Source organism: Streptomyces sp. NBC_01077, from assembly GCF_045162855.1.
GTDB lineage: Bacteria > Actinomycetota > Actinomycetes > Streptomycetales > Streptomycetaceae > Streptomyces.
In genome coordinates this window covers 2,620,477-2,633,617 of record NZ_CP108669.1, presented here as the reverse complement: position 1 = coordinate 2,633,617, position 13,141 = coordinate 2,620,477, and the positions used below count along the sequence as shown (strand labels likewise).

The 13,141-nt window shown below is 71.4% G+C and carries 12 protein-coding genes; 8 read left to right on the top strand and 4 right to left on the bottom strand.

Annotated elements, in window-relative coordinates; translation table 11 throughout:
- Nucleotides 1-287: 287 nt before the first annotated feature.
- Nucleotides 288-503 carry an I78 family peptidase inhibitor gene (locus tag OG462_RS11705; RefSeq protein ID WP_406057078.1) on the top strand — a complete coding sequence of 72 codons (216 nt, stop codon included), beginning with the start codon at nt 288-290 and terminating at the stop codon, nt 501-503.
- 106 nt (nt 504-609) lie between these two features.
- Here OG462_RS11705 and OG462_RS11700 read toward each other — a convergent pair whose 3' ends face one another.
- Nucleotides 610-1,425, bottom strand: a complete 816-nt coding sequence (locus OG462_RS11700; protein WP_406057077.1) for a phosphatase PAP2 family protein — start codon at nt 1,423-1,425, stop codon at nt 610-612.
- A 471-nt stretch (nt 1,426-1,896) separates the two neighbouring features.
- On the opposite strand from OG462_RS11700, the gene OG462_RS11695 reads away from it, so the two are divergent.
- Nucleotides 1,897-3,606 carry an MFS transporter gene (locus tag OG462_RS11695; protein WP_406057075.1) on the top strand — a complete coding sequence of 570 codons (1,710 nt, stop codon included), beginning with the start codon at nt 1,897-1,899 and terminating at the stop codon, nt 3,604-3,606.
- Nucleotides 3,607-3,648: 42 nt separating this feature from the next.
- Here the strand turns inward: OG462_RS11695 and OG462_RS11690 are convergent, their stop codons facing one another.
- Nucleotides 3,649-4,083 (bottom strand): cell division protein SepF, encoded by a 435-nt coding sequence (locus OG462_RS11690; RefSeq protein WP_030315727.1) that lies wholly within the window; start codon nt 4,081-4,083, stop codon nt 3,649-3,651.
- A gap of 344 nt (nt 4,084-4,427) precedes the next feature.
- On the opposite strand from OG462_RS11690, the gene OG462_RS11685 reads away from it, so the two are divergent.
- Nucleotides 4,428-5,666, top strand: a complete 1,239-nt coding sequence (locus OG462_RS11685) for a DUF5685 family protein (RefSeq protein ID WP_406057073.1) — start codon at nt 4,428-4,430, stop codon at nt 5,664-5,666.
- An 86-nt stretch (nt 5,667-5,752) separates the two neighbouring features.
- On the opposite strand, the gene OG462_RS11680 is transcribed toward OG462_RS11685, so the two are convergent.
- Both OG462_RS11680 and OG462_RS11675 read right to left on the bottom strand, forming a co-directional pair.
- Complete coding sequence (locus OG462_RS11680; protein ID WP_406057071.1) at nt 5,753-6,730, bottom strand: ABC transporter substrate-binding protein; 978 nt, start codon at nt 6,728-6,730, stop codon at nt 5,753-5,755.
- Complete coding sequence (locus OG462_RS11675; RefSeq protein ID WP_187622867.1) at nt 6,727-7,206, bottom strand: GNAT family N-acetyltransferase; 480 nt, start codon at nt 7,204-7,206, stop codon at nt 6,727-6,729. Before OG462_RS11675 ends, OG462_RS11680 begins: the two co-directional genes overlap by 4 nt.
- Nucleotides 7,207-7,638: 432 nt before the next feature.
- Here OG462_RS11675 and OG462_RS11670 point away from each other — a divergent pair, with 432 nt between their 5' ends.
- The 5 genes from OG462_RS11670 (at nt 7,639) to OG462_RS11650 (ending at nt 13,139) form a co-directional block, all read left to right on the top strand.
- Complete coding sequence (locus OG462_RS11670; protein ID WP_406057069.1) at nt 7,639-8,487, top strand: amino acid ABC transporter permease; 849 nt, start codon at nt 7,639-7,641, stop codon at nt 8,485-8,487.
- The gene (locus tag OG462_RS11665; RefSeq protein WP_406057068.1) at nt 8,484-10,298 is read left to right on the top strand and encodes an FAD/NAD(P)-binding protein; all 1,815 of its coding nucleotides are present in this window, start codon (nt 8,484-8,486) and stop codon (nt 10,296-10,298) included. The genes OG462_RS11670 and OG462_RS11665 overlap by 4 nt, the downstream gene beginning before the upstream one ends.
- Before the next feature lie 79 nt (nt 10,299-10,377).
- On the top strand, nt 10,378-11,280 hold the full coding sequence (locus OG462_RS11660) for an amino acid ABC transporter permease (protein ID WP_406057066.1): 903 nt from the start codon (nt 10,378-10,380) through the stop codon (nt 11,278-11,280).
- Complete coding sequence (locus OG462_RS11655) at nt 11,277-12,113, top strand: amino acid ABC transporter ATP-binding protein (protein WP_406057064.1); 837 nt, start codon at nt 11,277-11,279, stop codon at nt 12,111-12,113. The genes OG462_RS11660 and OG462_RS11655 overlap by 4 nt, the downstream gene beginning before the upstream one ends.
- Nucleotides 12,114-12,164: 51 nt before the next feature.
- Nucleotides 12,165-13,139, top strand: a complete 975-nt coding sequence (locus tag OG462_RS11650; protein WP_406057062.1) for an ABC transporter substrate-binding protein — start codon at nt 12,165-12,167, stop codon at nt 13,137-13,139.
- The last annotated feature ends 2 nt before the right edge of the window (nt 13,140-13,141 follow it).

Below are 13,141 nucleotides of genomic sequence, written 5' to 3'. Positions count from 1 at the left end.
TCCCGGCTCCGCGTCTCCGGGCGTTCGGACAGCGTAAGCATTGTGTAAGGGAAGAGTGAGCGGCTCGCGTGCGCGTCGCCGAGACAATTCGGGTCGGGCGGCGCGGGAAGCGGGAATTACCCGCGTTCTATCGACACTTCAGGGGCGTTCGTGCGAACTACTGGATGTCCTTCGGAATTACTGGAGAAACGGCCCGAAGCTGCCCCATCGAGTGACTGGGGTCATGCCAAACATATGTCGAGAACTTGTGACACAAGCGTGACCGCCAAGGGACTAACGTGAGGGCCATGGCACCCACATCGCGCACTCCCGAACCGCCCCGCGACGCCCCCGAGTCCTATGTGGGCCTCGACGCGGAAGGCGCCGCACGGCTCGCCAGGACGCGGGGCTGGAGCACCGTCAGGTCGCTCCCGCCCGGCTCGATCATCACCATGGAGTACCTCGCCGGACGCATCAACTTCGAGGTCGAGGACGGCACGGTCACCCGCTGCTGGGTCGGCTGAGAGACCGCCGCCGGCGCATCGGGCGCGCCGGGTCCGGACACGCGGAAGGGCCCCGGCCGATGGCGGCCGGGGCCCTTTCCCGTACGTGTGAGCGGTGTGCTCGCGATCAGCCGCGGGTCGCCGGGGCGCGGCCGGCGGCCACTCCCGCGGTTCCCCGGACCGGCTCCTCGGACCCTGGGGGACGCTGCGGGAAGTACCCCGGGCGAGGGCCTCCGGAGGCCACGGGCAGCGAGGGCACCAGACGGCGACGGTCCCGCAGCCGCTCCCGTACCCGGTCGCGCGCGGCGAGGATCCACGACTCCACCACGGCGAGGACCGGCTCGCACCAGGGCAGGGCGAGCAGGATCAGGAGCCCGGCGGCCCAGCCGAGGAGGACGTCGCTCAGCCAGTGCGTGCCCAGATAGACGGTGGTGAGTCCGACCCCGAGTGCGACCACGGCGGAGAGCGCCGACAGATAGCGCCGGGCCCTCGGAGTGGTCGCCAGATAGGCGAGGATGCCCCAGGTCACGACCGCGTTGGCGGTGTGACCCGAGGGGAATATGTCGCCGCCCGCGAAGAGCTCGGCGGAGCCGATCTCGGTCGCGTAGTGGGGCCCGAGGCGGCCGAGTCCGAGCTTGACCGCACCGACCGTCACGTTGAGCAGCAGCAGGGCGGCGCCGAGGCAGAGCAGGGGCCGGAGGGTGTGCTGGCGCCAGGAGCGCCAGCCCAGCCAGGCGGCCACCATGACGGCCGTGGGGCCGCGCTGGCCGAGGACGACGTAGTAGTCGAGGAAGCCGTGGATCTCCGGCCACTGCTGGTAGGGCCGGAAGAGCATGATCTTCCAGTCGAGGGTCACCAGCCACGTCGAGAGCAGCACGGCGACGACCATGGCGAGATAGAACGCCGACGTCCCGCCGAAGAGGGCGAGACGCGTGCGGGTCATCCGCGGGACCTCTATCTTCGGCGGTTCCGGCTCCCGGTCCAGCCGGGCAAAGATGTCGGTACGCACCCAATCGACGTTACAGGGAGTGAGAAGCCGACCCGGTCGATCCGGTCTGTTCGTGATGTTGATGTGATGTGGAGTAGGTCTCAGTCGGCGTCCCATTCCCGGCGTCCGTCGGGAAATCCGATGACCTTCCGCCCTATTGTCCCGGGGTCGATTCCGGAAGAGTGTTTGAACGCGCGGGAATTGCTTCAAACGGACGTCCGTACGGAATTCCATGCGACGCGCGGGCCGCCCCGAGTGGCGTACGCCACACCGCGAGGCCCGCCGGGGTGAGAGCTGCACCACGCGCTCGGGCCTTGAACTCGCGTACGCTGACGGCTCACTCGCCCGTCGATGCCGGGCCGCCCCAGGGGCATAAGCCCTGGTCGGGGGCCGCCGAGCGCGAGAGCTTCACTGGGAGGTACGTACATGTCGCGGACGAACACGGCCCCAGCACGACCGCACTCCGCCGCCGGTGGCGGAGCCAACCGGTGGGTCGTCCTCGTCGTCCTCTGCGTCAGCCTTCTCGTGGTCGCCCTCGACGCGACCATCCTTCACGTCGCGATCCCCTCCCTCACCGAGGACCTGCACCCCAGCTCCACCGCGCTGCTCTGGATCGTCGACGCCTACCCCCTGATCTGCGCCTCGCTCCTGATCCTCTTCGGCACCCTCGGGGACCGGGTCGGACGGCGAAGGATCCTCCTCCTCGGATACGCGCTCTTCGGCATCGCCTCGGCGGTCGCCGCGCTCGCCACCGAACCCTCGGTCCTCATCGGGGCCCGTGTGCTCCTCGGCGTCGGCGGCGCCATGATCATGCCCGCCACGCTCTCCATCCTCCGGGCGGTCTTCCCCGACCGGAGGGAGCGCGCCACCGCCATCGGCGTCTGGACGGCGGTCGCCGCGATCGGGGCCGCCACCGGACCCGTGCTCGGCGGCTTCCTCGTCGAGAACTACTGGTGGGGCTCCGTCTTCCTCATCAACATTCCGCTGATGGCGCTGATCCTGCCGCTCGGCCGCCGTCTCCTCCCCGAGTCACGGGGCGCCGCCGACGGACCCTGGGACGTCCTCGGCGCGCTCATGGCCGCCGCCGGTGTGCTCGGCTGCGTCCTCGGGGTGAAGCGCGCCGGGGCCGGCGAACCGCTCCTCGCGCTCCCGACCGCGGGGCCGCTGCTGCTCGGCGCCACGCTCCTCGTCCTCTTCGTACGGCGCCAGAAGCGGCGGCCCCACCCGCTGATCGACATGCGGCTCTTCTCCCGCGCTGCCTTCACCACCTCGGTCGGCTGCATCGTGCTCGCCATGCTGGCCCTGGTCGGCCTGCAGCTCATCGCCGTCCAGTACCTCCAGCTGGTCCTGGGTCTCAGCCCCCTGGAGACCGGGCTGCGGCTCCTCCCGCTCACCTTCGCCGCCATGGCCGCCGGTGCCACCGGCTCGTACACGCTGCGCAGGATCGGACCGCGCCGGATGGTCGGCTGGGGCTTCGTCCTCACCGCCGCCGCCGTGCTGCTGCTCACCTTCATGGGGCAGCACGACCGGCCGCTGCTGCTCACGGTGGGCTTCGTGCTGCTCGGCTTCGGTCTGCAGACCACGCTCTTCTCGGCGTACGAGTCGATGCTCAGTGAGGCGCCGCAGCGGAGCGCGGGCGCCGCGGCCTCGATCGGCGAGACCTCGTACCAGCTCGGCGCGGGCATGGGCACCGCCCTGCTCGGCAGCGTGATGAACGCGGCGTACGCCCCCGGGCTCGCCGCGCTCCCCGGGGTGCCCGCGGAGGCGAGCCGGGCCGCCGCGAACTCGCTCGGCGAGGCCTACCAGGTCGCCGACCAGCTCGGCGGCGTGGCCGGTGACGCGCTGCACCAGGCCGCCCGGCACGCCTTCGTGGACGGGCTGCACATCACGCTCTTCGTGAGCGCGGCGTTTCTGCTGCTCGGCGCGGCGATGGCCCGGCGCCTGCCCCGGGTGATGGAGTGCCCGGTGGATCCGGACGGGACGGTGTCCGTCGGCGGGTCGGAGGCCGAGGCGCCGGTGCTGTCGAAGCCGACGCTGCCGAAGCCCGTCGCGTCGAAGCCGGTCACGTCGAAGCCGGTGGTGCCCGCGACCCGGGAAGCGATCGAGCCCGCCGGCTCGGGACGTCCGGCGCACTGACCCGATCTCTCGGGTGGTGCCCGGCCGGACCGGCGGACCCGCTCAGCTCTGGTTGAAGAAACCGTCCTGCTGACGCCGGCCCGTCTCGCCGGTGACGATCTGGGTGTCGGCGGGGGTCAGCAGGAAGACCCGCGTCGCCACACGCTCGATCGAACCGCGCAGGCCGAAGGCGAGACCGGCGGCGAAGTCGACGACGCGCTTCGCGTCGTTCGGCTCCATCGCGGTCAGGTTCACGATCACCGGAACGCCGTCCCGGAAGAGCTCGCCGATGCCCCGGGCGTCCCGGAAGCCGTCCGGGGAGACGGTGGCGATCCGGCGGCCCCGATCCTCGGCGGTGTCCGTGGCCACCCGGACGCGGGGGTCCGTCACCCAGGCGTCGCCGCCCTCGGCACCGTCGGCGTACTCGTCGTCGTAGTAACGCTCGTCGTTGTCCTCGACGAGTCCCAGCCAGGCACTCGCCTTGCGCACCGATCCCATGGACGCCTCCTTTCAGCGCGGTCACTTGTGGTTCCGCAATCCCTATCGTCCTTCATGATGCGGATCGCGCGCCAAGTGGATAGTCGGCGCGCAGAGGATTCGTGACGGTACTGGTGCAGAACGTGAGCACCGTTTCCTGGCGAATCGTCAGGAAACTTGCGGTATGCGGGGCCTGAGGGAGGGCCATGTAGCTGAAAATATGAAAGTCGTGCCGGAAGGGTGACGATGGGCGCGTACGGGTGAACGGAGCCGCTCGCTACGATGCCGCGAGGCCCTACGGCGGCCCACGCTCGGCTCGGCCCAGGCTCAGGCCCGGCCCGGGCCCATGACTCACGGGGGAGTCCTTGTTCGGAATCGTCAGGCCCTGCACCCATCGGCTCACCGAGGGTCTCAAGGTCGAGTGGATGGCCCACCTCTGCGGCCTCTGCCTGGCACTTCGCGCCGACCACGGCCAGTTCGCCCGGGTCGTCACCAACTACGACGGGCTCATCGTCTCGGTTCTGACGGAGGCTCAGACCGGTGCGGTGGCGAGCGGCCGACGCACCGCGGGCCCCTGCCCGCTGCGCGGGATGCGGACCGCACCCGTGGCGCGGGGCGAGGGCGCCCGGCTCGCCGCAGCCGTCTCGCTCGTCCTCGCCTCCGCGAAGGTCCGGGACCACGTCGCCGACCGGGACGGGCTGTTGGCCCGGCGACCCGTCGCCGCCGCGGCCCGCCGGGTCGCCCGCTCCTGGGACAAGGCCGGGGCCAGGACCGGCCGCGCCCTCGGCTTCGACACCGCCGTCCTCGTCGACGCCGTCGACCGCCAGACCGGGATCGAGGCCCTCGCCGGACCCGGTACCTCCCTGCTCGCCGTCACCGAACCGACCGAGACCGCGACCGCCGCCGCCTTCGCGCACACCGCCGTCCTCGCCGGACGGCCGGACAACGCGGGGCCGCTCGCCGAGGCGGGCCGGCTCTTCGGCCGGCTCGCCCACCTCCTCGACGCCGTCGAGGACCAGACCGCCGACGCGGCGAGCGGCGCCTGGAATCCGCTCACCGCGACCGGCACCTCCCGCGAGGAGGCCCGCCGGCTCGCCGACGACGCCCTGCACGGCATCCGCCTCGCCCTGCGGGACGCCGAGTTCACGGACGGCAGGCTGGTCCACGTCCTCCTCGCCCACGAGCTGCGCAGCTCGGTGGACCGCGCCTTCGGCGTGACCTGCGCCCACGGGACGCCGGGACCCGGCCAGGGTCCGGTGCCGGGCAATCCGTACGCGGGCGGGGCCTCGGGCCCGTACAACCCCTATGGGGGCGGCGGGAACCCCTACGGTGGCGGACCGGGAGGGCCGGGCGGACCCATGGGTCCCGGAGGGCCTGGCGGGCTGCCGCCGCAGTTCGGCGGCGGCGCCCCGCAGGCGCCCAAGCCGCGCGGTTTCCTCGCGGGGTGTGCCGCCTTCACCTGGCTGTTCTGCACCTGCCAGATCTGCTGCGCCAAGGAGTACGAGGGCCCCTGGTCCCGCAAGAAGCGCGAGGGCTGCTGCCGGGACTGCGACTGCCCCGACTGCTCCGGCTGCGACTGCTGCTGCCCCTGCGACGGCTGCTGACGACCCGTCGGCCCCCGCCCCCGATCGCCGGAGCGCACCGGGCGGGGGACCCGCGCCGGACGGACCGCCGGAGATCCCCCGCGCCGCTACTTCTTGGGCGCCGGGAGCTCCGGCGGGGAGATCTGCGACGTGGCGATGCCCGACCCCGTCACCCCCCACTTCTTCAGGATCCGGTCGTACGTCCCGTCCGCCTTCAGGCCGTTCACCGCGGCCTGGAAGGCGGGCGCGAGCGGGGTGCCCTTCTTGAAGGCGAAGCCGACGTCGAGCCGCCGGTACTCGTTGAGGAACTTCACGTTCTTCTGCTGCGTCACCGCGTACCGCACCCCGTTGATCGTGTTCATCACGACATCGCTGCGGCCCTGCTGGAGCGACATCCAGATCGCCCCGGTCTCGCTGTAGACGTTCACCTCGTACGGCTCCTTGCCGGCCTCCGCGCACCGGCCCTTGTTCTGCTCCAGGGTCCGTTCGAAGGTGGTGCCCGCGTTCACGGCCACCTTCAGGCCGCACAGCTGGGTGAGGTCGGTGACCGCCTTCAGCGGGCTGTCCGCCCGGCTCGCGAAGCCCTGGCCGTCGTTGATGTACGTCACGAAGTCGATGGCCTTGCGCCGCTCCTCGGTCACGCCGAAGTTCCCGGTGCCCACGTCGTACTTGCCGCTGCCGAGTGCCGGCAGGATCGCCTCGAACCCCACCACCTCGCGCTTCAGCTCCAGGCCGAGGGCCTTCGCCACGGCCGCGGCGAAGTCGGCGTCGACCCCCACGACGGTCCTGCCGTCGGCCAGATACGCCGAGCTGGGCGGGGTGGCGACGGAGGAGGCGATCGTGAAGCTGCCCCGCTGCCGTACGTCGGCGGGGAGGAGCTTCGCCGCGGCCTCGTTCCTCTTCACCGCCGACACCACGTCCTCGGTCGGGAGCGCGCCCTTCGCGGCGCCCGGCGCACCCGAGGCACCCGCCGGGGCGGTCGCGGGATCGCCTCCCGCGCAGGCGGTGAGGGCGAGTGCGGCGCCGGTGATGAGGGCGAAGGCGATGGTGGTGCGTGCGGTGCCGGGACGCGTGCGCGTGGTCATGGCTTCGGGTTCTCCAGGAATTTCTCGAACGGCAGCGGGCCGATCGACTCGGGATCGGCGGACACGTCGAAGAGCGGGCGGTAGCCGCTCGCCAGATAGAGGCCCCTGGCCTCCGGCTGGCGCGGTCCGGTCGTGAGGTAGAGGCGGGAGTAGCCGCGGGCGGCGGCCTCCCGTTCGAGCACGGTCAGGACCCGCCGGGCGAGTCCGCGCCTGCGGTGCGCCGAGTGGGTCCAGATCCGCTTCAGCTCGGCGGTGTCGTCGTCGTAACGGCGGTAGGCGCCGCCCGCCACGGGCCGGCCCTGCTCCAGCAGGAGCAGGAAGGCACCGTGGGGCGGGGCGAACTCCTCCGCCGGGTAGCGGCTCAGATCGTGCGCGGAGCCGTACCGGGTCGTGTACTCGTGCGCCAGCTCGTCGAGGAGCGGGCGCGCCAAAGGGTCGGTGGTCGTGGTCCGGTGAACGGACAACGCGAAGGTCATGACGGTCCTTCAGGGCGAAGGAGGGCAGCCCTTCAGAACGAAGGAGGGCGGCGCGGCAGAGCGAGGGGAGGGGAGAGCTCAGGCATCCACGAGGGGCCTGTGTGTGAAGGCGCCGCGGAAAACAGCACGCGGGCGGGACGGCTCAGAGAGCAGAGGGTCGGCTCAACAGGAAGAGGACCACACGCGACCGAAGTCGATGTGGGAGCGCGTGACCAGCTGCTGCGAATGCATGGCCTCAGTGGAACAGGCATCCGTTCCCGCGTCAACCACGATGAGACGTACAGCTCACAGTGCGGACACCCTTGACAGTGGGGCGTGTTGACCGCATAGCCTCGAAGGGCGGATCGGGCTGAGGGGCCCGGCTCCGTGCTCAGTGCGTGTGAAGGCGCACCCCCGTGTTCGATCCGCCTCTGGCATCCACGGAGTCTTCGCATGTCCGCGACCCTGGTCAAAACCCCTTCCACGGCCCCGCCGGCCGAACCACCGCCCCGCATCGTCCCCGCCCGCCGCGCCGGGCAGTGGACCGCCGCGGGCCTCGTCCTCGCCCTGCTCGCGCTCGGCCTCGTCTCGGTCGTCCGCAACAAGGCCTTCCAGTGGGACGTGGTCGCCGAGTACTTCACCTCCGCGTCCGTCCTGCGCGGACTCGGCCTCACCCTGTGGCTGACCGCCCTCGTCATGGCGCTCGGCTTCGTCCTCGGCACCCTGCTCGCCGTGCTCAGACTCTCCGCCAACCCCGTGCTGCGCGCGGTGAGTTGGGGATACGTCTGGTTCTTCCGGTCCACCCCGATCCTGGTCCAGCTGCTCTTCTGGTTCAACATCGGCGCGCTCTACCCGCAGATCCTCGGCGTGAACACGGTCAACCTCCTCGGCCCCGTCTCCGTCGCCGTCATCGGCCTCACCCTGCACGAGGCCGCCTACGCCGCCGAGGTCGTGCGCGGCGGCATCCTCTCCGTCGACCGGGGCCAGCTCGAGGCCGCCCAGTCCCTCGGACTCGGCCGGTGGCGCCGGCTCTCCCGGATCGTGCTGCCGCAGGCCATGCGCGCCATCGTCCCGCCGGCCGGGAACATGCTGATCGGCACCCTCAAGGGCACCTCCATCGTCTCCGTGATCGCCGTCCAGGACCTGCTCTACTCGACCCAGCTCGTCTACCACCGCACGTACGAGGTCATCCCGCTGCTCCTCGTCGCCACGCTCTGGTACGTCGCCGTCACCTCGGTCCTCAGCCTCGGCCAGTACTACGTCGAGCGGCACTACGCCCGCGGTACGGCCGGTGCGCGATGAGCCCCCACCCCTCGACGCCCTCGCTCGTGATCGTGGGCGCCGGGCCGCGGGGGACCGGCCTCCTCGAACGGCTCGCCGCCAACCTGCCCGAGCTGTACGGCGACGGCCCCCTCGACCTCCACCTCGTCGACCCGCACCCGCCGGGCCCCGGCCGGATCTGGCGCACCGCGCAGTCCCCGCTGCTCTGGATGAACTCCCGGGCCGAGGACGTCACCATGTTCACCGACGAGACCGTGGACCTGGCGGGCCCCGTCCGCCCCGGACCCACGGTCGCCGAATGGGCCGGCATCGACGGCCGGACCTTCCCCACCCGCCCCCAGCAGGGCGCCTATCTGCGCTGGGTGTACGAGCGGGCCCGCGCCGCCCTGCCCGCCTCCGTCACCGTCCACGAACACCGCACAAGCGCCCTGCGGATCGGCGGCCCCCGCGAGGGACGCCAGCGGGTCTGGCTGGAGGGCGACGCCGCGCCCCTCCTGGCCGACCTCGTCGTCATCACCGTCGGCCACCTCGACGCCGAACCCGACCCGGAGCAGCGGGCCCTCGCCGGCTTCGCCGCCCGCCACGGCCTCGTCCACCTGCCGCCCGACTTCACCGCCGACACCGACCTCACCGCCCTGCCCGCCGGCGAACCCGTCCTCGTCCGCGGCTTCGGACTCGCCTTCGTCGACCTCATGGTGCTGCTCACCGAGGGCCGCGGCGGCCGGTACGAGGACGAGGGCGACGCGCTCGTCTACGTACCCTCCGGCAAGGAACCGGTGCTGCACGTCGGATCGCGGCGGGGAGTCCCGTACCACTCCAAGATCGGCTACGCACTCGACGGCGAACGGCCCCCGCTGCCCCGCTTCTTCGGTCCCGAGCAGACCGACGCCCTGCTGCGGAGGACCGGGCCGATCGACTTCCGGCGCGACGTGTGGCCCCTCGTCGACAAGGAACTCGGCTGGGCCCACTACCACCGGCTCTTCTCCACCCACCCCGAGCGGACCGCGCTCGCCTGGAGCGACTTCGAGCGGGCCTACGCGCAAGCGCCGCCGCGCGGGGCCGAACTCGCCGCCGTCGTCGCCGCGGCCGTCCCCGACCCCGCCGACCGGCTCGACCTGGACGCCCTCGACCACCCCCTGGACGGGATCCGCTTCGCCTCGACGGAAGCCCTCCAGAACGGTCTGCGCGACTACATCACCGACGACCTGGACCGCCGTCACGACCCGGCCCACAGCTCCGACGCCGCCGTCTTCGCCGGCCTGCTCTCCGTCTACGGACAACTCCTGCGGCTCGGAAACCGCATCGACACCGGCGACTGGTGGCACGGCTTCTTCAGCTACCTCGCCTCCGGGCCGCCCGGACCCCGGCTGCGCCAGCTCCTCGCCCTCTCCCGTGCCGGCGTCGTCCGCTTCCTCGGCCCCCAGGTCACCGTCGAGACCGACGAGGCACGCGGACTCTTCCGGGCCGCGTCCGCCGCCGTACCGGGGGAGTGGACCGAGGCACGCGCCCTGGTCGAGGCCCGACTCCCCGACCCGACCCTCGAACTCACCGGCAGCCCGCTGCTCCGTGCCCTGTACGAGGAGGGGGCCCGGGCCACCACCAGCGGCCTCCTCGTCGTCGACCCCGTCGACGGCCGGGTCCTGGGGCACGACGGACGCCCGCACCCGCGCCGCTTCGCGCTCGGTCCGCACACCGCCGCCCGCACCGACAGCGCCTTCACCCGGCCCCGTACCGGAGGGGTTCCCTTCCGGCAGAACGACGTCACCGCGCGGGCCGCGCTGACGTTCCTGCGCGACCTGGCGTGTCGGATCCCCGCCCCGCTGAGCGCCTGATCCCTCACCTCTTCCGCGCCGCCCCCGCGTCCTCCCGCGCCCCTCCCGCCTCTCTCCTGCCCTTTTCCGAGGAACCGCCATGTCTCTCACCAGCGATCCGCCCGCCGCACCGAGCCTCGCGAAGGAACCGGACACCACCACCACGCCGTCGGCGCCCGCCGAACTCGTGGTCGTCCCCGTGCGCCACCCCTGGCGCTGGGTGGCCGTCGCCGTCACCGCCGTGCTCCTCACGCAGTTCCTCCACGGGCTCGTCACCAACCCCGGCTGGGAGTGGGACGTCTTCGCCGCGTTCTTCACCACCGAGACGATCCTCCGGGCCGTCTGGGTCACCCTCCAGCTCACGTTCTACGGCACCGCGCTCGGCTTCGCGATCGGCATCGTGCTCGCCTTCATGCGCCTGTCGGCCAGCCCGTTCCTGCGGTCCGTCGCCTTCGGCTACATCTGGGCCTTCCGCTCGATCCCGCTCATCGTCCAGCTGCTCTTCTGGTTCAACCTCGCCTACCTCTACAAGGAGTTGAGCATCGGCATCCCCTTCGGGCCGAGCTTCCTCTCCTTCGACACCATGGGCCTGGTCGGCGAGATGAGTGCCGCCGTTCTCGGGCTCGCCCTGCACCAGGCGGCCTACGCGGCGGAGATCGTCCGCGGCGGTGTACTCGCCGTGGACGAGGGCCAGTTGCAGGCCGCCGCCTCCCTCGGCATCCCGAGGCTCCGGCAGGTGCGGCGGATCGTCCTGCCGCAGGCCATGCGCTCGATCCTGCCCAACGCCGCCAACGAGATCATCTCGCTCTTCAAGGGCACCTCGATCGTCTCGGTCATGGCGATCGGCGAACTCTTCTACCAGGTGCAGGTCGTCTACGGCCGCAACGGACGGGTCGTCCCGCTCCTGATGGTCGCCACCGCCTGGTACGTCCTGCTCACCACCGCGCTCTCCGTCGTCCAGCACTACGTCGAACGCCACTACGCGAAGGGGAGCGTCCGATGAGCTCCGTCACCACCGCCGACAGCACCGCCACCGGCACCACCACCGCCAAGGCCGCCGGGTCCACCGCCGCGACCACCGCCAAGGTCGAGATCCGGGCCGTCCACAAGACCTTCGGTCCCCTCCACGTCCTGCGCGGCATCGACCTCGACGTCCGCGCCGGCGAGGTCACCGTCGTCCTCGGCCCCTCGGGCTCCGGCAAGTCCACCCTCCTGCGGACCATCAACCACCTGGAGAAGGTCGACAGCGGCACCGTCAGCGTCGACGGCACCCTCGTCGGCTACCGCCGCTCCGGCAACAAGCTCTACGAGCTGCGCGAGCGGGACATCCTCAAGCAGCGCACCCGGATCGGCTTCGTCTTCCAGAACTTCCACCTCTTCCCGCACCTCACCGTCCTGGAGAACATCGTCGAGGCCCCCGTCTCGGCCCTGAAGCGCCCCCGCAAGGAGGCCGAGGCCGCGGCCCGGAGCCTGCTCGAACGCGTCGGCCTCGCCGACAAGGCGGAGGCGTACCCCAAGCAGCTCTCCGGCGGACAGCAGCAGCGGGTCGCCATCGCCCGCGCGCTCGCCCTCGAACCCGGCCTGCTCCTCTTCGACGAGCCGACCTCCGCGCTCGACCCCGAGCTGGTCGGTGAGGTCCTCGACGTCATCAAGGACCTGGCCGCCTCCGGCACGACCATGATCGTCGTCACCCATGAGATCGGCTTCGCCCGCGAGGTCGCCGACACCGTGGTCTTCATGGACGAGGGCCGGATCGTCGAGCAGGGACCGCCGGCCGAGGTGCTCGACAGCCCGCGCCACGAACGCACCCGCGCCTTCCTCTCCAAGGTCCTCTGACCACCACCCCTTCCCTCCCGTTCCCTGCCCTTCCCTTTCAGGAGTACTGCCATGAAGACCCGTCGCACCGTTCTCACCGCCCTCGCCTCGCTCACCGCCCTCGGGGTCCTCACGGCCTGCGGCGCCGGTGACGCCGCCACGGAAACGATCAAGCCGGAGGGGAAGAAGGGCAACGGCATCAACCTGAGCCCCGAGCAGAACCGCGTCCACACCCCCAAGGTCGACGCCCTCTCGGCCCAGCTGCCCGAGGCCGTCCGCAAGAGAGGCACGCTCGTCCTCGGTGTCTCCGCCACCAGCAATCCGCCGCTCGCCTTCCACGCCACCGACGACAGGACGCTGATCGGCGTCGAGGTCGACCTCGCCACCCTGGTCGCCGACGCCCTCGGTCTGAAGCCCGAGTTCAACCCGGTCTCCTGGGAGAACCTCTTCGTCGGCCTCGACAGCGGCAAGTACGACGCCGTCTTCTCCAACGTGACCGTCACCGAGGAGCGCAAGGACAAGTACGACTTCGCCACCTACCGCCTGGACGACCTCGCCTTCGAGGCGAAGAAGGGCTCCGGCTGGACGGTGAAGGGTCCCGAGGACGTGGCGGGGAAGGCGATCGCCGTCGGCTCCGGCACCAACCAGGAGAAGATCCTCGTCGACTGGTCCGCGCAGAACGAGAAGGCCGGCCGCAAGCCGGTCGACATCAAGTACTACCAGAACACCTCGGACTACTACCTGGCGCTCCAGTCCGGCCGGATCGACGGCTATCTCGGCCCCAACCCCGTCGCCGCCTACCACGTGCTCTCCGCCGGACAGACCGAGATCGTCGGCAAGTTCTCCGGTGCGGGCGCCGGACTCCAGGGCAAGATCGCGGCCACCACGAAGAAGGACAGCGGCCTCGTCGCCGCGTACGCGGCCGCGATCGACCACATCGTCGAGAACGGCACCTACGCCCAGGTCCTCAAGCGCTGGGGCCTCGACAGCGAGGCCGTGACGAAGTCGGAGATCAACCCGCCCGGGCTGCCCCGCACCAAGAACTGACC

Bases quoted from the DNA above. Each gene is read 5' to 3' on its own strand.
- OG462_RS11650 (WP_406057062.1), top strand. From the start codon at position 12,165: ATGAAGACCCGTCGCACCGTTCTCACCGCCCTCGCCTCGCTCACCGCC.
- OG462_RS11665 (WP_406057068.1), top strand. From the start codon at position 8,484: ATGAGCCCCCACCCCTCGACGCCCTCGCTCGTGATCGTGGGCGCCGGG.
- OG462_RS11700 (WP_406057077.1), bottom strand. From the start codon at position 1,425: ATGACCCGCACGCGTCTCGCCCTCTTCGGCGGGACGTCGGCGTTCTAT.
- OG462_RS11675 (WP_187622867.1), bottom strand. From the start codon at position 7,206: ATGACCTTCGCGTTGTCCGTTCACCGGACCACGACCACCGACCCTTTG.
- OG462_RS11680 (WP_406057071.1), bottom strand. From the start codon at position 6,730: ATGACCACGCGCACGCGTCCCGGCACCGCACGCACCACCATCGCCTTC.
- OG462_RS11660 (WP_406057066.1), top strand. From the start codon at position 10,378: ATGTCTCTCACCAGCGATCCGCCCGCCGCACCGAGCCTCGCGAAGGAA.
- OG462_RS11705 (WP_406057078.1), top strand. From the start codon at position 288: ATGGCACCCACATCGCGCACTCCCGAACCGCCCCGCGACGCCCCCGAG.
- OG462_RS11670 (WP_406057069.1), top strand. From the start codon at position 7,639: ATGTCCGCGACCCTGGTCAAAACCCCTTCCACGGCCCCGCCGGCCGAA.
- OG462_RS11690 (WP_030315727.1), bottom strand. From the start codon at position 4,083: ATGGGATCGGTGCGCAAGGCGAGTGCCTGGCTGGGACTCGTCGAGGAC.
- OG462_RS11695 (WP_406057075.1), top strand. From the start codon at position 1,897: ATGTCGCGGACGAACACGGCCCCAGCACGACCGCACTCCGCCGCCGGT.
- OG462_RS11655 (WP_406057064.1), top strand. From the start codon at position 11,277: ATGAGCTCCGTCACCACCGCCGACAGCACCGCCACCGGCACCACCACC.